Here is a 21539-nt window from a genome sequence, read left to right on the forward strand (position 1 = left end):
AACGTGAAGCACGTCTTTGGTGTGACGATGGAAGCGCGGGCAAACTGCCGCGATGGGTGATACCGAGACCTCCACCGGCTACCGGGCGCACGCGATCGGCGTGATCCTGCGCATCGCCTTTCCCTTGGTGGGGGTGTTCCTGCTGACCTTGGGCATGGTCGGGAGCATTACGTACGGGGTATTGCCGCTTTTCGATGCACTGCGTAGCCGGCATTGGCAACCGGTGACCGCCACGCTCGAAGCCGTCACGGTGGAACCGCCGACCGCGCTGCTGCGTCCGCCGCTCGAGCGCATCGGCGTGCGCTACCGCTATGTCTACGACAAGATCGAATATGCCGGCGGCCGCCTGGATCCGCTCGATGGCCGGTATTCGCACCGGCGCGGCAAGGAGGTGCTCGAGCGTCTGCGCAGCCAGACCGAGCTGGAAGTGTGGGTGAATCCGTCCAATCCGCGGGAATCGCTGGTGAACCGCGAAGTGCGGGCGGGCGTGGCGCTGTTTGCGCTGCCCGCGTTCGCGATGGCCATTGCGGGCGGCATCTCGCTGTTCGCCGGGATGCTGGCGTGGAACAACGTACCGCTGGGCGTCCGCCAGCAGGACTCGAACCTGTCCTGAGGCCGCGCGGAATTACAGCATCCGCGCGATGAAGCAGGGCTCGCCGGCCGGGGGACGCAGGCCTTCCGGCAGCTTGACCCAGACGCGCTTGCCGGCGCCGGGGATGCGTGCGATGGGCCGGCGGTCGGCGTCTTCAAGCGCTTCAAGCGGCGCGACGACATTGCCGGCCGGCTGGATGAATTCGAGCCGGTCGCCGATGCCGAACCCGTTCTTGACCTCGACGTGGGCAAAGCCCGTCGCCGCATCGACTTCCAGCAGTTCGCCGACGAGCAGCCCGCGGCCCGATTCGGAGTGGCCGCGCAGGTAGTTCTGGTGTTCGGGCGTGTGGTGACGTTGGTAGAAACCGTCCGTGTAGCCGCGGTTCGCAAGGCCTTCGAGTTCGCCCAGCAGCCGCATGTCGAAGGGGCGGCCTGCCATCGCGTCGTCGATCGCGCGGCGATAGCCCTGGCTCGCCCGAGCGACGTAGTAGGGGCTCTTCGTGCGGCCTTCGATCTTCAGCGAGTCGATGCCAATCTTCACCAACCGCTCCACGTGCTCGACCGCGCGCAGGTCCTTCGAGTTGAGGATGTAGGTGCCGTGCTCGTCTTCTTCGATCGGCATCAGTTCGCCAGGACGAGTGCCTTCCTCGAGCAGATAGACGCGCTGGCCGGCCTCGTGGCGTTCGCCGCCGCCGAGCGCCTTGGCCGTGCCGTCTTGCCCGCCCTCACTGCCGCAGCGGCGCAGGTCGCCGGCGCCGTCCTCGTTCGCATCATGGACCTTGTAGTCCCAGCGGCAGGAGTTGGTGCAGGTGCCCTGGTTGGGGTCGCGGTGATTGAAGTAGCCCGACAGCAGGCAGCGGCCCGAATAGGCGACGCACAGCGCGCCGTGCACAAAGACTTCGAGTTCCATGTCCGGACAGGCCTGGCGGATGTCCTCGATCTCGTCGAGCGAGAGTTCGCGCGACAAGATGATGCGCTTGATACCCACCGACTGCCAGAAGCGCACCGCGGCGTAGTTCGTCGTGTTGGCCTGCACCGACAGGTGCACCTCCACGTCCGGCCAGGTTTCGCGGACCATCATGATGAGGCCCGGGTCGGCCATGATGAGCGCGTCGGGTTTGAGGGCCACGACGGGGGCCATGTCCTCGACGAAGGTCCGCACCTTGCTGTTGTGCGGGTAGATGTTGCTGACAAGGTAGAAGGCCTTGCCGGCGGCGTGGGCCTCGTTGATGCCGGCTTCGAGCGCTTCGAGCTTGCCGAAGCTGTTGTTCCTCACGCGCAGCGAATAGCGCGGCTGGCCGGCGTAGACGGCGTCCGCCCCGTAGGCGAAGGCGGTGCGCATCATCTGCAGCGAGCCGGCGGGGGCGAGGAGTTCGGGGGTGGAGCGTTGAGCGTCGGGGCGTCGGGGGGAGGTCATCGTTGTTGTCGCGGGCGATGGTTTGCCGGGGCGGCAAGCGTGACGCAAATCGGGGCGGCGCGCTAGGGGCCGTCGCGCGGGGTGGGTATCCGCCGGTACAAAAGGTTTCGGCGCCCGGAGGCGCCGAAACGACAGCTGCATCGGACGGGGCGGGGCCCCGCGCCGAGTTTGCGAGCTGATCAGGCAGTCTTCTTCGCGGTGGGCGGCGTGACGGCCTGCGCGGCGGCCTTGGCGGTCGCGGCGACGTTGGCTTCCGTGATCGCGACGACCTTGCGGGTTGCCTTGTTCAGGTTGTCGTAGGCCGAGTTCGCGGCGGCGATGGCCGATTGCACGGCGGCGACGGCGACTTCGGAGCCGACCGGAGCCGACTTCGCAGCCTTCTCGAGCGCTTCGGCGACGGCCTTGTTGAGTTCGGCGTACTGGGCTTCGAAGGGCTTGATCGCTTCTTCAACGCCTTGCGCGACGATTTCATAACTGCTGCGGAAGTAGGTCATGGCCTTTTCGGCGGCCGGTTGCACCAGTGCAGTCTGCAGGGCAACGAGGTCGTTCGGGGTCTTGGCGGCGGTCAGCGCGCGCACGGCGGCGATGCCGTCTTCGAACAGCGAGCGGGCGGTGTTGAGGTTCAGGGCGGCCAGACGTTCGGCAGCCTCGAAGCCGCTGAGGGCGGCAGTTTCCGAAGTGGCAAGGGCGCTCTTGATGGAAGCGGCGAGGGTGTCGGGCGTGATGGTCATGGCGTTCTCTCCTGGGGTGAATCTTTGATCGTCAGTAATTTCCGTCGAGGGTGACGGTGTTTTGCTGCGCTGCACAATTGCATTGTAGTCAGGATGAGATTCGAGTCAAGAATTTTATTGTGCGGTGCACAAAATGCCTGACCCGGGGGGCACGCCGTGGCGTTTCTAAGTGCGCTCAGTGGGCCGGAAATCCTGTGCCGTCGGGACTTCGCGGGCAAACGCACCGGTGCGGAGGAAGTTCACGACTTGGTCGGCGCAGGGGCGGGAAAAGAGCATGCCGGAATGATTAGCGTGCACTGTCACCGCATCGCAGGCGGCCGGACAGAAGGTTTCGGCGACGGTGACAATGCCGTCGTTAGGTGATTCAAGGCGGACCAGCGTGCCCACGAGGCCGAGCGCATGCGTGCCGGCGATCACGCCGATGTCGACGCCGGGCGGGCAGGGCACGGGCGGGCCGGCAAGCCAGTCCTGGACCGAGGGGCCGACGAGAAGAGACAGACCCGGCACGCGCAGCAGGTCGGTCGCGCCGCGCGAGCCGCTGTAGGGCGAGCCCATCAGCACGATGCGGCGTACGCGCGGGTCGGGGCGCCGCTGCAGTGCGCAGAGGATGATCAGCCCGCCGAGGCTGTGGCCAACGAGGTGCACCGTTTCGGCGTCGATCCCTGCCAGGTAGCCGGCGAAGGCCTGAGCGTTGGTCGCGAGCCTGCGCGTGACCGAGGGGTAGGACCAGGTATGCGCGTCGAAGCCGGCAGCCGCGAGCCGGCGCCGCAGCGGCGTCAGAACGAGGCCGTGCATCCACAGCCCATGCACGAGGACAACGGATTCGGGGCGTGCGTTCATGTTGGGAGAGCTTAGTGCGATCACTCGGGCATGGCGAAGGCGGTCAGCACGCCGGTGTAGCCGTAGAGATGGTCGCGCGCGATTTCGCCGGCGGCGAAGAAACCGGCGAGCGGGACGTCGCCGAGTACGTCCCGTACGGTCTGCAGTTCGGCGTGCGGGCCGCCGAAGTGCGGGCCGCCGCGCCCGGAGCAGCTGACGTAGAGCGCGCCGGCGATGGCTTTGCCGCTGCCGGCGAGTTCGGTGCGCACTTCGAGTGCGATGCGCACGAGATCGGCGCGGGCGGCCTGGGCGTCGCGCGTGCAGAACGCGAGATGCATGCCTTCTGTCACTTCGTCGCCGATCGCGAGCACCTGGTTTTGCGGATCGACGCCGATCAGGTGGCGCACGAGCGTGTCGGGACCGAACTGGCCCGCGCCGGCGGCTACATCGCCGGTGCCGGTGCTGAGGCCAACCAACGTGCCGGACAGCGCTTCGAGCATCTCCTCGGTCGGCAGTTCCGTGTCGAGACCGAGGTCGTCGAGCAGGCAGGCGAGCGCCGGGCGGCCGTCGAGGCGCAGCACGTAATTGTCTTCGCTGCCGGTGATCGTCCGGATCGTGCCGATCGGCTGACAGCCTTGCGTGACGCGCGAAATCAGGTCGACCTCCGGTCCGAAGGCGACACCGGACAGTCCGCCGCTGAGCACGTGGTCGGCGATATGCAGTGTGCGGTTGCGGGCCGATGACAGGCCGCCGAAGAGGTAGCCGGTCGTCGTGCGGACGGCGAGTTCCTGCAGCAGCTCCTGCAGGTCTGGCGTGCTGCCTTCGGCGTGGACGAGGGCCGTGTGGGCGGGAAAGTCCGTCGGGTGCATGGGCAGCGGCTGCAGGCCGGAAAAGAGGCGGAAGGCAGTGCGCGGCAGCGGGGCCAGCATCAGCACCAGGGCGGGCTCGTCGAAGTACTCGACGCCGGTCGCCGACACCCCTAGCGCGCTCGCGCCGACCCAGGACACGTCCGGGAATTCGGCTTGCAGCGCGGACAGAATGGCTTCGGCCTCGTCGGCGTAGTAGTCGCCGAGATAGCACCAGCCGAGGGTGAAGGGCCGTGCATCGGGGTGGCGTGAGTGGCGTTCGGCGATCTGCGACTGCAACTGGTCGCGTGCGCGGGTGAGCGCGAACTTCCAGTCGGAATTGGCCGCGTGGGCAAGCACGAAGGAGGCTGGGGACATGTCCAATACTCCGTCAGGGGCACCGCCTGTTGGACAGGCGCGCGGGCGGCGCGTTTTGAGGGGCGCCAAAAAAACTGCGCGGATGCGATGCCCGAAGCAAACCAGATGCCCGGATCATGGTCTCTTGCGACTGCGTACGTCTGCGCTGGTGGTGTGGCCCCGTACGACCGGGGCGCGGAGGATTGGGAGGCATCGTCGGCCGGGATGCGAAAAAAACGCGCCGGACAAACACCCCGGCGCGTCTACGTAAGCGATTGCCTGCACTGCAGGCGAGGTGATATTTCCCCGCCTGCTCGCAGGATCGTCAGCTGATCAGGAAGTCCGACGCTGACAGGGACGGGCTGCCCGACAGCGTTGCGAACTGGACCGCCTGGCCGGCGCCGTTGCCGTCCTGATCGTAGTACAGCGCTCCGGTCGTGCTGTTGTAGATCAGATAGTCGTTGGCGTCGGCGGCGGCAGTGACGCCGGCACCGCCGATGAACCAATCTGCATTCAATGTACCGGTGTTGGTGAGCGACGTGAAAATCGCATTTTCCAGTTGGATGTGGTCTACGCCTGTCGCGAAGTCGGTGATGGTGTCCAGGTTCGTGCTGGCGTTGAGCGCCGTCTCGAACCGGAAGACGTCATTACCGCTGCCGCCTGTCAGAACGTTGTTGCTGGCATTACCGGCCAGCGTATTCGCTTCAGCGTTGCCGATGCCATTGATGGTCGCCGTTCCGACCAAGGTCAGGTTCTCGACGTTGGCGGCGAGCGTATAGCTGACGGAGCTGATGACGGAGTCGAGTCCGTCGTAGGCAGCCTCGATGACGATATCGCCCGCGTTATCGACGATGTAAGTGTCGCTGCCGGAGCCACCGGTGAGGGTGTCGGCACCGGCGGCGCCATCGAGGATGTTGCCCGAGTCGTTGCCGTTGATGACGTTATTGAGCGCATTGCCGGTGCCGTTGATCGCCCCGGTGTAGCTGATGAGCGTGAGGTTCTCGACGTTGGCGCCGAGGGTGTAGCTCACATTGCTTTGGACGGTGTCGGTGCCTTCGCCGGTGTTCTCGATGACGACGTCGCCCGTGCTCACGGCATAGGTGTCATTGCCCAGACCACCGGTCAGGGTATTGACCGCGCTGTTGCCGGTGAGGACGTTGGCGAGCTCGTTGCCGGTGGCGTTGATCGCGGCCGAGCCGGTTAGCGTGAGGTTCTCGACGTTGCTGCCGACAGCGAGCGTGTAGCTCACTGAACTCTGGACGGTGTCGGTGCCGCCGCCGGCGACATCGACGATCGTGTTGCTGGCGTCGCTGATCGTAAAGACATTGTTCAGCGTGTTGCCGGTGCCGGTCAGACTTGAGCCGACCAAGGTCAGGTTCTCGACGTTGGCGGCGAGCGTATAGCTGACGGAGCTGATGACGGAGTCGAGTCCGTCGTAGGCAGCCTCGATGACGATATCGCCCGCGTTATCGACGATGTAAGTGTCGCTGCCGGAGCCTCCGGTGAGGGTGTCGGCGCCGGCGGCGCCATCGAGGATGTTGCCCGAGTCGTTGCCGTTGATGACGTTATTGAGCGCATTGCCGGTGCCGTTGATCGCCCCGGTGTAGCTGATGAGCGTGAGGTTCTCGACGTTGGCACCGAGGGTGTAGCTCACACTGCTCTGGACGGTGTCGGTGCCTTCGCCGGTGTTCTCGATGACGACGTCGCCAACGTTGTCGACTACGTAGGTATCGTCACCATCGCCCCCAACCATTGTGTCGGCGCCCGCCAGGCCATTTAGCGTGTTGTTATCGTCGTTGCCATATAACTCATTCGCCAGCGCGTTGCCGGTGCCGGACAGGTTGCCGGTGCCCGTCAGGACGAGGTTTTCGAGGTTGTTGCCGAGCGTATAGCTGATGCTGCTTTGGACGGTATCCGTGCCTTCGTTTGCGAGTTCGGTGACGATATCAGCGATGTTGTCGATGACGTAGATGTCGTTTCCGGAACCGCCGGCCATGGTGTCAGCGCCGGTGCCGCCGTCGAGATAATCATTGCCCATACCGCCGTTGAGCGAGTCGCTACCGGCTTCGCCAAACAACAGGTCGTTGCCGTCGCCGCCATTGAGTACGTCGTTGCCCTGGCGGCCATAGAGCTGGTCGTCGGTGGTGCCACCGTTGAGGGTGTCGTTCTTCTTCGAGCCGGTCAGAATTGCCATGGATTGATTCGCCCTTTCGTTACAGATGGTTAAGCGGACTGTTCGTACGATGCGTGCATCTTGGCGTCATGTCGTTCGGCGCTGCGATGCAACTCTTATGTCATGCGCTCGGCCTTTCGCCCGGTTATTGCGGCAGCGCGACGAGCAAGGCGTTTCCGGACTCGCTTGCTGTCCTGCCGTTTTGCTTGCTGAGCTACTGTTTGAGGTGCTTCAAGGCGACGAATGCTACTCAAATGCAATAAAAATGACAATGTTGTCGGCGATTTGCATATGCTAAAGAGATTGTGATCGCGTGTATTGGGGCCGTGACTGCACCGGACTTGCCGGGCGGCAAGACGATCGACCGGAGAGGGGATCTGACGCAAATGCTTGAGCGGTATACGACCGCACAGCGGCGGCATAGGCCTGGAGAGCGGTACTTTTACGCCTAGCGGGCGAGTCGGTGCAGAGTGCCGGGGAAATAGGGGCCAAGCCATCGGCATCAAGATGGCGTTGGAATTTGGTTAAGGCGTGCGGCCTACGTCGGATGCCGTTGGACTGGCCCGCGCAGGCCAGGGCGAGGCCGCTGAGGCGTGCGTGGGAAGTGCGTGAGAAGCGCGGGAGCGGGTCCCGTCGCGTGAGTGGGAGCGGCGGGGGTCAGTCCGCCTTGCCGAAACCGATCGGCGCGGGCGCGAGGCTCAGGATGCGGCGGTAGAGCGTTTCGGCCTCGTCCTTGGGCTTGATGCCGAAGAGCGGGTTGTCGTTTTCGCGGAATGCCGTGGCGATCTCGGCCCAGTCTTCGGGCGAGAGCACGCGCTCGGCGATCGGCATGAACACCTCTTCCTCGGTGCGAAGGTGCTGCCATTCGAGTTCGGCGTAGCGGTCCGCCGCGTCGAAGAAGGCTTCGCCCGCGGCCGTGTCGCCACCTTGGAAGGCCACCAGCTGGCGCTTGAGGTCCTCGACCATCGGGTAGCCCATCTCGTGCTCGCGTTCGAGCCGCCCGATCAGGCCGTCGGCGTCGCGGGTGCGCTTCTTGACCGCGGCGAAGAGGTATTTGTCTTCCTTCGGGTGATGCCAGCGGTCGGGGTAGGAGACGATGTAGTCGAGGATCGCGCGCAGCAGCGGGAAATTGGGCGCCGCGCCCTTCCTCATTTCCTTGACGAGGTAGCGCAGCGAGTAGAGCACGGCGCTGATTGCGAGGTGCTCATCGCGGATGATCTGGATGGCTTCCGGTTTCACGTCTTGTCTCCCGTGCTGCGTCGGCTGTGCTCTATTGTCGTGGTTGTGGCGGCGGTGGTGCGGCTTTTTACATCCGTTCGATCGCGAGTGCGATGCCCTGGCCGACGCCGATGCACATCGTCGCGAGGCCGAAGCGGCCGCCCGTCGTTTCGAGCTGGTTGAGCGCGGTGGTGACGAGGCGCGCGCCGGAGGCGCCGAGCGGATGGCCGATCGCGATGGCGCCGCCGTTGGGGTTCACGTGCTCGCCGTCGTCGGGCAGGCCCAGTTGGCGCAGCACCGCGAGGCCCTGTGCGGCGAAGGCTTCGTTGAGTTCGACGGTGTCGAACTGCGCGATCTGCATGCCGAGGCGGGCGAGGAGTTTCTGCGTCGCGGGGGCGGGGCCGATGCCCATGATGCGCGGCGGCACGCCGGCCGCCGCCGTGCCGAGGACGCGGGCGCGCGGCGTCAGATTGAAGCGGCGCACGGCGTCTTCGGACGCGAGCAACAGCGCGCAGGCGCCGTCGTTGACGCCCGAGGCATTGCCGGCGGTGACGCTACCGTCGGGACGTACGACGCCCTTCAGTTTCGCGAGCGCCTCGAGCGTCGTCTCAGGGCGCGGGTGCTCGTCGGCGGCGAAGCGGATCGGCTCGCCTTTCTTGCGCGGGATGTCGACGGGCACGATCTCGCGGGCGAAAAAGCCGCGCTCGGCGGCGGCGGCCCAGCGTTGCTGGCTGCGCAGGGCGAAGGCGTCCTGGTCGGCGCGGCTGACATTGAAATCGGTCGCGACGTTCTCGGCGGTTTCGGGCATCGAGTCGATGCCGTGCTGGGCCTTCATCAAGGGATTGACGAAGCGCCAGCCGATCGTCGTGTCTTCGATCTTTGCGCTGCGGGAGAAGGCGGAGTCGGCTTTGGCCAGGACGAAGGGCGCGCGGCTCATGCTTTCGACGCCGCCAGCGATCATCAACTCCGTCTCGCCGGAAGCGATCGCGCGCGCGGCGATGCCGATGGCGTCGAGGCTGGAGCCGCACAGGCGGTTGACCGTGCTGCCGGGCACGTCGACGGGCAGGCCCCCGAGCAGTGCCGCCATCCGCGCCACGTTGCGATTGTCTTCGCCCGCCTGGTTGGCGCAGCCGTAGATGACGTCGTCGATCGCCGCCCAGTCGACGGTGGCGTTACGGGCGATGAGGGCCTTGATCGGCAGCGCCGCGAGGTCGTCGGCGCGCACCGACGAGAGCGTGCCGCCGTAGCGGCCGAAGGGGGTGCGGATGGCGTCGCAGATGTAGACGTGGCGGGGCATCAAATGAGTCCTGAAGGATGAAAGCGAGGTTGCCGGTTCGGGTGTGGTCATTTCCGCGCGTCGCGTACGGGGGAAGGCGCTGCGCTTTTCCGCCCTACGGTTCATTCGGCAATCAAAGACCTCGAACGCCTGCCAGCGCCCTTGGACAGGCGCGCGGCGAACGGAGGTATTCGATTGCCGGATTGGTCTTCAATACGTTTCGACGTGGAAGCGCGCCTTCGCGAGGAGCTGCGGGCGCAGCGTGTCCCAATCGGCGCCCTTGGCGCGGCAGATGTCGCGGAAGGCTTCGAGGACGCCCGCTTCCATGCCCTTGAGGCCGCAGATGTAGATGTAGCAGTTGTCCTCCTGCAGCATCTGGAAGACCTTGTCGGCGCGTTCGCGGATCGCGTCCTGCACGTAGCGCTTGGGCTCGCCCGGTACGCGCGAGAAGGCGAAGTTGATGTCGATGAAGTCCTTCGGGAGCTTCTGCAGCGGGCCGAAGTAGGGGAGTTCCTCCGGGGCGCGGGCGCCGAAGAAGAGCACGAGTTCGCCACCTTCCTTGCGGTCCATGCGACGGCGGCGCCGTTCGGTCATCGCGCGCATCGGGGCGGACCCGGTGCCGGTACAGATCATCATGATCGACGAGCCGGGATGGTTGGGCATCAGGTAGGTCGAGCCGTAGGGGCCGGTGACCTGCACCTTGTCGCCTTTCTTGAGGTCGCACACGTAGTTCGAGGCGACGCCGCGTGCGGGCTGGCCTTCGTGGTCCTCGACGACCCGCTTCACGGTCAGCGCGAGGTTGTTGTAGTGCGGGCGCTCGCCTTCGCGCGGGCTCGCGACGGAATACATGCGCAGCAGATGCGGCTTGCCGTTGGCGTCGGTGCCAGGGGGGATGATGCCGATCGACTGGCCTTCGAGCACCGGGAAGGGCGTCGTGCCGAAGTCGAGCACGATGTGGTGGATGTCGCTGGAGGCGTCCTCGGCGGTGAGGCGATAGTTGCCGGTGACGGTCGCGGTGATGGGGGCGGCCGGCGTGTAGATGTTGACGTAGGGGTGGGACGCGGACCACGGGGCGAGCGCCGGGCCGCCCTGGCCGGCGGTCGCGACTTCGGTGATCTGCTGCACCTCTGCCGGAAGCTCTTCCGCGCCCATGACTTTCGCGTCGAGTTGGTCGAGCTCGGTCGTGTCGGGCAGGTAGTCCCAGGAATACTGGTCGGCGAGGCTGTGCGGCGTGGCCTGCTCGACGTTGCGCCAGGAGTCGATCGCGCCCGTCGGACAGGGCGAGATGCACGCGAGGCAGCCGTTGCAGGCGTCGAACTTGACGACGTAGTTGCGGCTGTCGTGGGTGATCGCATCGACCGGGCAGATCTCCTCGCAGGTGTTGCAGCGGATGCAGATCTCGGGGTCGATGAGGTGCTGGCGGGCGATGGCGGCGTGCTCTGCGGGCGCGTTCATGGCGGTCTCTCTCCACGGGGGACGGGAGGCGGGCGGGTGCCCGCTCCCGTTCTTCTCTTTGGTATCAGTTAAAACGCACGTACTCGAAATTGACGGGCTGGTTGTTGATGCCGCGTCCCGGGGCCGCGATCCAGTTCGCGAACTTGCCCGGTTCGAGGCACTTGCCCATCAGCGAATGCACGTACAGGCGGTCGCTGTCGGTCGGCAGCCAGTGCTTTTCCTGCTGCGCCCATTCGGCTTCGGAGATCAGGCGGCCGTCGGGGCTGATGTGCAGGTCGGCGAACATGCCGATGCGGCGGTGGAAGCCCTTGTGCGGCAGCGTGAAGCGGAAGTCGAAGCCGAACTTCGCCGGGATGCGGTTCCAGCGGTCGATGCCCGCCTGCACGTCGGCGATCCAGTCGTCGCGCAGGCGTTCGTTCAGTGCGGACAGTGCGGCGACCTTGCGGCTGCCGATCTTGTCGCCGGACACATCCATGACTTCGTAGTCCGAGTCCTGCAGCTTGTGGTCGTCGGCGATCTTCTCTTCCTCGAAGCGGCCCTTGAGGCCGTTCGTGTAGTAGGTGGCGGCGTTCGAGGAGACTTCGGCGCCGTAGAGGTCGCTCGTGACGCTGTAGTGGAAGTTGAGGTACTTTTGCAGCGTCGGCAGGTCGATGACGCCGGCCGCGCGCAGCTTCACGGGGTCGTCGGTGCCGAGTTCCTTCATCACTTCGCAGGTGCGCTGGATCACGCGGGCCACACCCGATTCGCCGACGAAGAGGTGGTGCGCTTCCTCGGTGAGCATGAACTTGCAGGTGCGGGCGAGCGGGTCGAAGGCCGATTCGGCAAGCGAGGCGAGCTGGTATTTGCCGTCGCGGTCGGTGATGAAGGTGAACATGAAGAAGGAGAGCCAGTCGGGCGTCTTCTCGTTGAATGCGGTGAGGATGCGGGGATTGTCCTCGTCGCCCGAACGGCGTTCGAGCAGCGCTTCGCCTTCCTCGCGGCCGTCGCGGCCGAAGTGGGCGTGCAGCAGGTAGACCATCGCCCACAGGTGGCGGCCTTCCTCGACGTTCACCTGGAAGAGGTTGCGGAGGTCATACAGCGACGGGGCGGTGAGGCCGAGGTGGCGTTGCTGCTCGACCGATGCGGGCTCGGTGTCGCCTTGAGTCACGATGATGCGCCGCAGGGTCGAGCGGTATTCGCCCGGGACTTCCTGCCACACGTCCTGGCCCTTGTGCTCGCCGAAGGTGATCTTCTTCTCGCCTTCCTGCGGCGCGAGGAAGATGCCCCAGCGGTAGTCGCGCATCTTGACGTGGCCGAAATCGGCCCAGCCCTTCGGATCGACGCTGACGGCGGTGCGCAGGTAGACCTCGTAGTTGGTCGAGTTCTCCGGGCCCATGTCGTCCCACCAGTTCAGGAAGGACGGCTGCCATTGTTCGAGGGCGCGCTGAAGGGTCTTGTTTTCGTTGAGGTTGACGTTGTTGGGGATGCGTTCGCTGTAGTTGATCATCTCTGTACTCCTCCGATTTGGGGGTGGGCCGCGCCTTCGGGGGCGACGTGCCTCGCTTTTGCTGCGGGCTCCCGTCCGCGCCAGGGCGCCGGCTGCAACGGCAGCGGGACGGCCTGCCGCGCGGCGCGGGAGCGATTCGTTTGTCTTACACGCGGTTCCAGTCGAATTGCGCCTTCTTGCCGGAGCCGAAGAGCTTCAGCGCGCCGTTTTCGCCGACGGCGTTCGGGCGGTTGAAGATCCAGTTCTGCCACGCGGACAGGCGGCCGAAGATGCGGGTGTTCATCGTCTCGACGGGGCCGAAGCGGAGATTCGCTTCGAGGCCGGTCAGCGCGTCGGGCGAGAGCGCTGCGCGTTCCTCGATCGCGATGCGGATCTCGTCGGCCCAGTCGAGGTCGTCGGGGATCGCGGTGACGAGGCCGAGCTCCATCGCCTCGGCGGGCGAGAGCAGGCTGCCTTCCTTCGCCTTGACGGCGGCGATCGGGCCTTCTTCCTGGTAGAAGCGGGCGGCGATGCGCGAGAGGCCATTCACCATCGGGAAGGGGCCGAAGTTCATCGCGGAGAGGCCGACGACGTTCTTGGCTTCCGTGGTGTCGAGCATGTAGCTGCGGTCGGCAGCGAGCGCGATTTCGAGCAGCGTGCCGGCGAAGCAGGAGCCCGGCTCGATGAGCGCGTAGAGGCTGCGCGACGAGACGTCGATGCGGGCGAGGGTGCGGCGGAGCATGCCGATCGTCTCGCGGACGAACCAGTTGTCGCGGTTGGCGTCGATCGTCGCGTCGATGTCGAGCACCGTCTGGGCGTCGCCCTCGGTGCGCAGCTGCCACAGGCCGACGTCGAGGTGGTTGGTGCGCAGATTCAGGATCGCGTCGTCGAGTTCGCGTGCCATCTGCAGCGGCCACCACTTGATGCCCTGGGCTTCGATCTCGGCGGCGGTCTTTGCGGTGACGGCGGACGGGGCGCGCACGGTCAGGGTCACGGTGCGGCCGTCGGCGTCGATGGTCGCATCGACAAATTCGTAGTGGTAGCCCGTCGCGTCGGTGGTGCGTTCGAGGCGGGTGAGGGCCACGCCCTTGGCGTTCGCGGGACGGTCCGACTGTGCGGCGAGTTCCTTCGCGCGGGCCTGGATGTGCTCGGCGAACTGCTGCTGCTTGACGACGTCGTCGACCAGGCGCCAGTCCTTGGCGCGGTTGCCGCGCACGCCTTCGGAGATGGTGCAGAAGATGTCGGCGTGGTCGCGGCGCACGCGGCGCTTGTCGGTGACGCGGGTGAGGCCGCCGGTGCCGGGCAGCACGCCCAGCAGCGGCACTTCGGGCAGCGACACGGAGGAGTTGCGGTCGTCGACCAGCACGATCTCGTCGCAGGCCAGCGCCAGCTCGTAGCCGCCGCCGGCGGTCGTGCCGTTGCAGGCGGCGAGGAACTTGAGGCCCGAGTGCTGGCTGGAATCCTCGATGCCGTTGCGCGTCTCGTTCGTGAACTTGCAGAAGTTCACCTTCCACGCGTGGGTCGAGAGGCCCAGCATGTAGATGTTGGCGCCGGAACAGAAGATCTTCGGCTTGCCCGAGGTGACGACGACGGTGCGCACTTCCGGATGCTCGAAGCGCACGCGCTGAAGGGCGTCGTGGAGCTCGATGTCGACGCCGAGGTCGTAGGAGTTGAGCTTCAGCTTGTAGCCCGGGCGGATGCCGCCGTCCTCGTCGATGTTGAGCGTCAGCGTGGCGATCTCGCCGTCGGTCGCGAGCGACCAGTGACGGTACTTCGACGGCTCCGTGCGGTAATCGACCAATTCGGCCACCGGCTTCTTCGCGACTGCTTCCATTGTCTGTCTCCTCTTCTCTCTCTGTTGTTTGAGCTCAGCCCATCACGAGCTGGCGCAACTTGGTGAAACTCTGTTCGACGGTCTCGCCCGTGGTGTCGAGCGCGGTGTCGGCTTTGGCGTAGAGCGGCAAGCGCGCCTCGAGGATGCGCTTGAGGTCCTCCATCGCCTCGTCGTTGCCCGCCATCGGCCGCAGGTCGCCCTGTGACAGCACGCGAGCCATGTGTTCTTCCGGTGCCGCCTTGACCCACACCGTCATGCACTGGCCGAGCAGCAGCTCGAAGCTCTCGGGCTGCGACACGACGCCGCCGCCAATCGAGATCACCGCACGCGGGTTGTCGCGCAGCACGCGGTCGAGCGTGCGCTTTTCGATGCGGCGGTAGCCCGACTGGCCGTACAGCGAAAAGATTTCACGCGCGGGGATACCGGTTTCCTTCTCGATCTCGCGGTCGAGTTCGATGAAGGGCATGCCTTCTTCCTGCGCGAGGCGCTTGCCGAGGGTCGTCTTGCCCGCGCCGCGCAGGCCGATCAGTGCGATGCGCTTGCGGCGCACGGCCTCTTCGTGGCCGAAGTCGCGCATCAGGCGGAACACGACTTCTTCGAGGCGGTTCTGCGGCAGGCGCTCGAGGAAGCGGCGGATCAGGCGCTTCTCGACCGTGTCCTCGGCTTCCGGCGCGAGCAGCTCGACGAGCGACACATTGAGTGCGCGGGCGATGTTGTCGAGCAGCACGATCGACACGTTGCCGTCGCCCGCTTCCAGGTGAGCGAGATGGCGTTCCGACACGCCGGCCTCGCGGGCGACGAGCTTCCTCGTCATGCCGCGACGGTCGCGTAGCTCGCGGACACGCTTGCCGAGCGTCGGCAGAATATTGCCGCTTTCGGCCGCGTTCGTGCTTTCCGCCGCCGGCTGGGCGGCTTCCTGCGCGAGATCGATGTCGGATTTGTGATTCATCTTGCTTCCTTTTCTGCAGCGAACTGCATTCGTTGAGTTGAACAATAGTGCAGTGATTTCGATACGTCAACACCTAAAGTGCAGTTTTAGTCGAGCGAGACCTAAAATTAGATGCAGTAAAAGTTCATTAAGGTCGGGGTCCGCATAGATATATGCGGTGAAAACTGCAGTTGATCGCACGGAGATCAGAAATCAATGCAGTAAAATGCTTGACGAAGTATTTTGCGGGTGTATTCTATGTCCACAAGGGCGCCCCCAGCGTCCGTTGGAATGCACTGATCCGGCACCAGACCGGGCAGGCAAACAACAGAGAGAGGAGACAAAGTGAAGCTCGCCAACTATGTATACGGGCAGTGGGTCGAAGGCGCAGGAGAAGGTATCGCGCTGACCGACCCCGTCACCGGCGAAGCGCTGGTAAGGGTGTCCTCCGAGGGCATCGATCTCGCCCGCGCACTCGACTTCGCGCGCCGCGAAGGAGGCACCGCGCTGCGGGCGCAGACTTACGAGGCACGCGCCGCGATGCTCGGCGCGATCGCCGAAGTACTGACCGCGAAGCGCGCCGACTACTTCGACATCTCGCTGCGCAACTCCGGCGCGACCGAAGGCGATGCGGGCTTCGATGTCGATGGCGCGATTTTCATGCTGAAAAGCTATGCGCGTGCCGGCAAGGCCCTGGGCGCCGCGCGTCACCTGAAGGAAGGCGCCCGCGTGCCGCTCGCGAAGACCGAGGTCTTCCAGGGCCAGCACTTCCTGATGCCGCTCACCGGTGTCGCGGTGTTCATCAACGCCTTCAACTTCCCCGCTTGGGGCCTGTGGGAGAAGGCGGCGCCGGCGCTCCTCGCGGGCGTGCCGGTGTTCGTGAAGCCCGCGACCCCGACCGCCTGGCTCGCGCAACGTATGGTCGAGGACGTCGTCGCGGCGGGCATCCTGCCGCCTGGCGCGATCTCGATCGTCTGCGGCTCGGCTCGCGAGTTGCTGGACCACGTCACCGAATGCGACCTCGTGTCCTTCACCGGCTCGGCCGACACCGCGGCGCGCATGAGGACGCATCCGAATGTCGTTGCGCGCTCGGTGCGCATCAACGTCGAGGCGGACAGCGTCAATTCCGCAATCCTCGGGCCGGACGCCCAGCCGGGCACGCCGGAGTTCGATCTCGCGGTGAAGGAGGTCGTCCGTGAGATGACGATCAAGACCGGTCAGAAATGCACTGCGATCCGCCGCATCCTCGCGCCGGCTGCGGTCGCCCGGGCGCTGGCGGACGCCGTCGGTGGCAAGCTCGCCGGCTTCAAGGTCGGCAATCCCCGCAGCGAAGGCGTGCGCGTCGGTCCGCTCGTGAGCAAAGCCCAGCAGGCGGCGGCCTTCGAGGGACTCGCGAAGCTCAAGGAAGAATGCGAAGTCGTGTTTGGCGGCGGCGCGGACTTTGCGCCTGTCGATGCTGACCCCGCCGTTTCCGCCTTCGTCCAGCCGACGCTGCTCTTCTGCGACAAGGGGATCAATGCGCGCCACGTCCACGACGTGGAGGTCTTCGGCCCGGTTGCGACCGTCGTTCCCTACGCCGACGCCGCCGACGCAATCGCGCTCGCCCGCCGCGGCCAAGGCTCGCTCGTCGCGTCGGTGTATTCCGGCGACACGGCCTTCCTCGCCGAACTCGTCCCGGCCATCGCCGATCTGCACGGCCGCGTGATGGTCGTCGATGCGGCGGTCGGCGCCAACCATACCGGCCACGGCAACGTGATGCCGAGCTGTCTGCACGGCGGACCGGGCCGCGCTGGCGGCGGCGAAGAGCTCGGCGGACTGCGCGGGCTGGCGATGTATCACCGCCGCTGCGTCGTCCAGGGTGGCCCCGCGCTGCTCGAAGCCCTGTCACGCGACGCCGCCGACGCCGCGCTGCTCGGCGCCTGAACGACAAGAAAAGCATCCCCGACCCCGACGGAGAACCAGATCATGACCCCAGAGAAATTCCAGGCACTGATCGCCAATGTCACGAAGGAAATCGCCGGTCATCCGCTCGATGCCCAGCTCGCGGCCTTCCTCAACGAGCGCTTCCCGGCGACCGGCCCTGAATTCCAGGCCATCGCCGCCGCCTGCAAGGAAGCGGTCGCTGGCGGCTGGATGTGCGACCGCGAGCACGGCGGCATTAAGTTCGGTCGCGTCATCGCCCCCTGTGACGCAATCCACGACTTCAGCGTCGATGTCGTCGAGATGAAGGACGTCGTCGGCCCGCATCACTCCCATCCCAATGGTGAGATCGACATGATCATGCCGCTCGAAGGCGACGCGAAGTTCGACGGCCATGGGGCAGGGTGGTTCGTGTATGGACCGGGCAGCGCACACCGGCCGACCGTCACCGACGGACGCGCCTACGTGCTCTACCTGCTGCCGAAGGGTTCGATCTATTTCACGCGGCAATAGGGGAGCGCAGCAGTAGCACGGCAGTCCAGAGTGGCACGGCGCAGCCCCCGGCGCGGGGTATTTCGTGCCGAGGCGTCCGCTTGCGCCAACGAGGCGCGGAATACCCCGTGACGGGGGCGGGTTTGAAGCAACAAACGAACGAACAGCGCCGGCATCAAGACCGGCAAGCGAGACCCCCGGCCACCAGCCGGAAAAACGGAGGAGCACGGAATGACCACCCTGAGTGCAGCGGACCATAGCACCAGTCCGCCGACCATCACCCTGCCGCGCCAGTACAACGCCGCGGATGACCTCATCGGCCGCAACCTCGACGCGGGGCGCGGCGCCAAGACCGCCTACATCGACGACCAGGGCCGCTACAGCTACGACGAACTCGCCGCGAGCGTGAATCGCTTCGCCAACGTGCTCGGCAATCTCGGGATTGCGCGCGAACAACGCATCCTGATGTGCGTGCAGGACACGATCGACTTCCCGACCGTCTTCCTCGGCGCGATCAAAGCTGGCGTCGTCCCGATCGCAGTGAACACCCTGCTCACGCCGTCCGACTACGAATACATGCTCACCGACAGCCGCGCCCGAGTCGCTGTCGTCTCCGCGCCGCTGTACGACACCTTCGCCCCCTTCCTCGGCAAGATCGAATCCCTCGAACGCATCATCGTCGCGGGCGGCGAGGGGCCGGACGCGCTCGGCGCCTTGATGGACAAAGCCTCCGACAAGTTCCAAGCCGTCGCCACCACCTGCGACGACCCCTGTTTCTGGCTCTACTCCTCCGGCTCCACCGGCGCGCCGAAAGGCACGGTGCATCTCCAAGGCAGCCTCATCCACACCGCCGAACTCTACGCCAAGCCCATCCTCGGCATCCGCGAAGACGACGTCGTCTTCTCCGCCGCGAAACTCTTCTTCGCCTACGGCCTCGGCAACGGCCTCACCTTCCCGCTGTCGGTCGGCGCCACCGCGATCCTGATGGCAGAGCGCCCCACGCCTGCCGCCGCCTTCAAGCGCCTGCGCGAGCACCGCCCGACGATCTTCTACGGCGTGCCGACCCTCTACGCCTCGATGCTTGCCGACGCCGACTGCCCGCGTCGTGAGGAACTCGCGATCCGCATGTGCACCTCCGCCGGCGAAGCGCTGCCCGAAGAGATCGGCCTGCGCTGGACCGAACGCTTCGGCGTCGAGATCCTCGACGGCATCGGCTCGACCGAGATGCTGCACATCTTCCTGTCGAACCGCCCCGGCGACGTGCATTACGGCACCACCGGCAAGCCCGTCCCCGGCTACCAGGTGCGCCTCATCGACGACGAAGGCAATGTCGTCGAAGGCGCGGACGAGCCGGGCGAGCTGCAGATCTCGGGCCCATCGAGCGCCGCCCTCTACTGGAACAACCGCGAAAAGACACGGGCGACCTTCCAGGGGCCCTGGACCCGCAGCGGCGACAAGTACTCGCGCAACGCCGAGGGCTACTACGTCTATGCGGGGCGCAACGACGACATGCTCAAGGTCAGCGGCATCTACGTCTCGCCGATCGAAGTCGAAGGCTGCCTGATCCAGCACCCGGCGATCCTCGAAGCGGCCGTCGTCGGCTGCGAGGACGAGGAGCGGCTGATCAAGCCCAAGGCATTCATCGTCCTGAAATCCGGCTTCCAGCCCTCGGACGCGCTCGCCGCGGAGATCAAGGCGCACGTGAAGGCCCATCTCGCCCCCTACAAATATCCGCGCTGGATGGAGTTCGTCGAGGAACTCCCGAAGACCGCGACCGGCAAGATCCAGAGATTCAAGCTGCGGGCGCTCGCGGCGCGCTGATCCGGCATCCGAACACATACAAGGGGCGAGACCCCAGCCATCCCGTGGAGGAGACAACCATGAAAGTAGCCCAGATTCGCCGCACGATGACGCAACTGACGCTCGGCGTGATCGCCAGCGCGCTGGTGCCGCTCGGGGCCGCGCAGGCCGCCGAGAAGATCAAGGTCGGCCTGATGCTGCCCTACACCGGCACCTACGCCGCGCTCGGCACCGCGATCACCAACGGCTTCAAGCAGTACGTCGCGGAGCAGGGCGGCAAGCTCGGCGGCTACGAGGTCGAATACTTCGTCGTCGACGACGAGTCCGATCCGTCGAAGGCGACCGAGAACGCATCGAAGCTCGTCAAGCGCGACAGTGTCGATGTGCTCGTCGGCACGGTGCATTCGGGCGTCGCACTCGCAATGGCGAAGGTCGCGCGCGACACCAAGACGCTGCTGATCATCCCCAACGCCGGCGCCGACGAACTCACCGGCCCGCTGTGCGCGCCGAACGTGTTCCGCAGCTCCTTCTCGGCTTGGCAGCCCGCCTACGCGATGGGCAAGATCGTCGCCGAGCGCGGCCACAAGAACGTCGTGACGGTGACGTGGAAGTATTCATTCGGCGAGCAGTCCGTGGCGGGCTTCAAGGAAGCCTTCGAGAAGGCCGGCGGCAAGGTCACGAAGGAGCTTTATCTGCCCTTCCCGAACGTCGAGTTCCAGCCCTTCCTGACCGAGATCGCTTCGCTGAAGCCGGACGCGGTGTTCGTGTTCTTCGCCGGCGGGGGCGCGGTGAAATTCGTCAAGGATTACGACGCGGCGGGCCTGAAGAAATCGATCCCGCTCTACGGTTCGGGCTTCCTCACCGACGGCACGATCGACGCGATGGGCGGCTCCGGCGAAGGTTTGCTGACGACACTGCACTACGCCGACAACCTGACCAACCCGAAGGACCAGGCTTTCCGCAAAGCCTATGCGCTGTCGTACAAGGCACAGCCTGACGTCTATGCCGTGCAGGGCTACGACGCCGCGCAGATGCTGAAGACTGGCCTCGACGGCCTGAAGGGCGGCAAGTTCGACAAGGACGCCGTCGCCAAGGCGATGGAGACGGCGAAGATCGACAGCCCGCGCGGCGCCTTCACGCTGTCGAAGGCGCACAACCCGGTGCAGGACATCTACCTGCGCAAGGTCGAAGGCCGCGACAACAAGCTCGTCAGCGTCGCGCAGAAAGGGCTCGCCGATCCGGCGCGCGGCTGCCGCATGTAAGCCTTAGCAGGTCCTTCCACACGCTTCATTCCATACGTATCCGGGCACCCGAAAAAGGGTGCCTGGAGGGGAAGACTCATGGATTTCGTTTCCTTCCTGATCCAGGTGCTGAACTCGCTGCAGTACGGCCTGCTGCTGTTCCTGGTCGCGAGCGGCCTGACGCTGGTGTTCGGCATCATGGGCATCATCAACCTCGCGCACGGCAGCTTTTACATGGTGGGTGCCTATCTCGCGTTCGCGCTGACCAGCCTGACCGGCAACCTGATGCTGTCGATCGCGCTGGGCATCCCGCTCGCGTTCGCGTTCGGCGCGCTGCTCGAATGGGCGCTGTTCTCGCATCTCTACAAGCGCGACCACCTCGAGCAGGTGCTGCTGACCTATGGCCTGATCCTGATCTTCGAGGAGCTGCGTAGCCTCGCGGTCGGCGACGAGGTGCATGGCGTGACGATTCCGGAGCTCTTCTCGGCGTCCATCCCGCTCTCCGACAACCTCAGCTACCCGGTGTATCGGCTGGTGATCTCGGTCGTCTGCCTCGCGCTCGCGGGCGGGCTGTACTGGCTGATCCAGAAGACGCGCCTCGGCATGATGATCCGCGCCGGCAGCCACGACCGCGACATGGTCAAGGCGCTCGGCATCGACATCAACCTGCTGTATCGCACGGTGTTCGCGCTAGGTGTCGCGCTCGCGGCGCTCGCGGGCATGCTCGCGGCGCCGATTTCGTCGGTGTATCCGGGCATGGGTTCGAGCGTGTTGATCATTTCCTTCGTGATCGTCGTGATCGGCGGCGTCGGCTCGGTGTGGGGCGCGCTCGTGGCGGCGCTCGTGATCGGCTTCGCGGACACCTTCGGCAAAGTGCTGCTGCCGGATCTCGCGGGGCTGATGGTCTATCTCGTGATGGCGCTCGTGCTGCTGTGGCGCCCGGAAGGCATCTTCAGGAAGGCTTGAGAGGAAGAAGA

Annotated in this window: 17 protein-coding genes; 6 read left to right on the forward strand and 11 right to left on the reverse strand. The window is 65.6% G+C overall.

The window, feature by feature from the left end; all coding sequences use genetic code 11:
- The first annotated feature begins 52 nt into the window (after nt 1–52).
- Nucleotides 53–613 (forward strand): DUF3592 domain-containing protein, encoded by a 561-nt coding sequence (locus VJ673_RS20040; RefSeq protein ID WP_324127935.1) that lies wholly within the window; start codon nt 53–55, stop codon nt 611–613.
- A gap of 12 nt (nt 614–625) precedes the next feature.
- On the opposite strand, the gene trhP is transcribed toward VJ673_RS20040, so the two are convergent.
- The 11 genes from trhP to VJ673_RS20095 form a co-directional block, all read right to left on the reverse strand.
- Nucleotides 626–2008, reverse strand: coding sequence for a prephenate-dependent tRNA uridine(34) hydroxylase TrhP (trhP, locus tag VJ673_RS20045; protein ID WP_324127936.1), 1383 nt, complete (start codon nt 2006–2008; stop codon nt 626–628).
- Nucleotides 2009–2187: 179 nt separating this feature from the next.
- Entirely contained in the window at nt 2188–2739 is a 552-nt protein-coding gene (locus VJ673_RS20050) for a phasin family protein (protein WP_324127937.1), read from the reverse strand.
- Between the two features lie 165 nt (nt 2740–2904).
- Nucleotides 2905–3579 (reverse strand): esterase/lipase family protein, encoded by a 675-nt coding sequence (locus tag VJ673_RS20055; protein ID WP_324127938.1) that lies wholly within the window; start codon nt 3577–3579, stop codon nt 2905–2907.
- Between the two features lie 20 nt (nt 3580–3599).
- Nucleotides 3600–4781, reverse strand: coding sequence for an FIST signal transduction protein (locus VJ673_RS20060; protein ID WP_324127939.1), 1182 nt, complete (start codon nt 4779–4781; stop codon nt 3600–3602).
- A 304-nt stretch (nt 4782–5085) separates the two neighbouring features.
- On the reverse strand, nt 5086–6954 hold the full coding sequence (locus VJ673_RS20065; RefSeq protein WP_324127940.1) for a hypothetical protein: 1869 nt from the start codon (nt 6952–6954) through the stop codon (nt 5086–5088).
- Nucleotides 6955–7590: 636 nt separating this feature from the next.
- A complete protein-coding gene (locus VJ673_RS20070; protein WP_324127941.1) occupies nt 7591–8172 on the reverse strand; it encodes a hemerythrin domain-containing protein in 582 nt (193 codons plus the stop codon).
- A 67-nt stretch (nt 8173–8239) separates the two neighbouring features.
- Nucleotides 8240–9448 carry a 3-oxoadipyl-CoA thiolase gene (pcaF, locus tag VJ673_RS20075; protein ID WP_324127942.1) on the reverse strand — a complete coding sequence of 403 codons (1209 nt, stop codon included), beginning with the start codon at nt 9446–9448 and terminating at the stop codon, nt 8240–8242.
- A 189-nt stretch (nt 9449–9637) separates the two neighbouring features.
- Complete coding sequence (boxA, locus tag VJ673_RS20080) at nt 9638–10882, reverse strand: benzoyl-CoA 2,3-epoxidase subunit BoxA (RefSeq protein ID WP_324127943.1); 1245 nt, start codon at nt 10880–10882, stop codon at nt 9638–9640.
- 64 nt (nt 10883–10946) lie between these two features.
- Nucleotides 10947–12368 carry a benzoyl-CoA 2,3-epoxidase subunit BoxB gene (gene boxB, locus VJ673_RS20085; RefSeq protein ID WP_324127944.1) on the reverse strand — a complete coding sequence of 474 codons (1422 nt, stop codon included), beginning with the start codon at nt 12366–12368 and terminating at the stop codon, nt 10947–10949.
- Between the two features lie 145 nt (nt 12369–12513).
- Nucleotides 12514–14181 (reverse strand): 2,3-epoxybenzoyl-CoA dihydrolase, encoded by a 1668-nt coding sequence (gene boxC / locus VJ673_RS20090; protein ID WP_324127945.1) that lies wholly within the window; start codon nt 14179–14181, stop codon nt 12514–12516.
- 34 nt (nt 14182–14215) lie between these two features.
- On the reverse strand, nt 14216–15130 hold the full coding sequence (locus tag VJ673_RS20095; protein WP_324127946.1) for a helix-turn-helix transcriptional regulator: 915 nt from the start codon (nt 15128–15130) through the stop codon (nt 14216–14218).
- A 324-nt stretch (nt 15131–15454) separates the two neighbouring features.
- Between VJ673_RS20095 and VJ673_RS20100 the strand changes: the two genes are divergently transcribed.
- The 5 genes from VJ673_RS20100 (at nt 15455) to VJ673_RS20120 (ending at nt 21528) form a co-directional block, all read left to right on the forward strand.
- Nucleotides 15455–17032 carry a 3,4-dehydroadipyl-CoA semialdehyde dehydrogenase gene (locus VJ673_RS20100; protein ID WP_324127947.1) on the forward strand — a complete coding sequence of 526 codons (1578 nt, stop codon included), beginning with the start codon at nt 15455–15457 and terminating at the stop codon, nt 17030–17032.
- Between the two features lie 42 nt (nt 17033–17074).
- Nucleotides 17075–17542, forward strand: a complete 468-nt coding sequence (locus VJ673_RS20105) for a DUF4863 family protein (RefSeq protein WP_324127948.1) — start codon at nt 17075–17077, stop codon at nt 17540–17542.
- Between the two features lie 210 nt (nt 17543–17752).
- A complete protein-coding gene (locus tag VJ673_RS20110; RefSeq protein WP_324127949.1) occupies nt 17753–19342 on the forward strand; it encodes a benzoate-CoA ligase family protein in 1590 nt (529 codons plus the stop codon).
- Between the two features lie 86 nt (nt 19343–19428).
- Nucleotides 19429–20583, forward strand: a complete 1155-nt coding sequence (locus tag VJ673_RS20115; RefSeq protein ID WP_324128003.1) for an ABC transporter substrate-binding protein — start codon at nt 19429–19431, stop codon at nt 20581–20583.
- 78 nt (nt 20584–20661) lie between these two features.
- On the forward strand, nt 20662–21528 hold the full coding sequence (locus tag VJ673_RS20120) for a branched-chain amino acid ABC transporter permease (protein ID WP_324127950.1): 867 nt from the start codon (nt 20662–20664) through the stop codon (nt 21526–21528).
- Nucleotides 21529–21539: the final 11 nt, after the last annotated feature.

It is taken from the genome of Aromatoleum sp., from assembly GCF_035254505.1.
Lineage (GTDB): Bacteria > Pseudomonadota > Gammaproteobacteria > Burkholderiales > Rhodocyclaceae > Aromatoleum.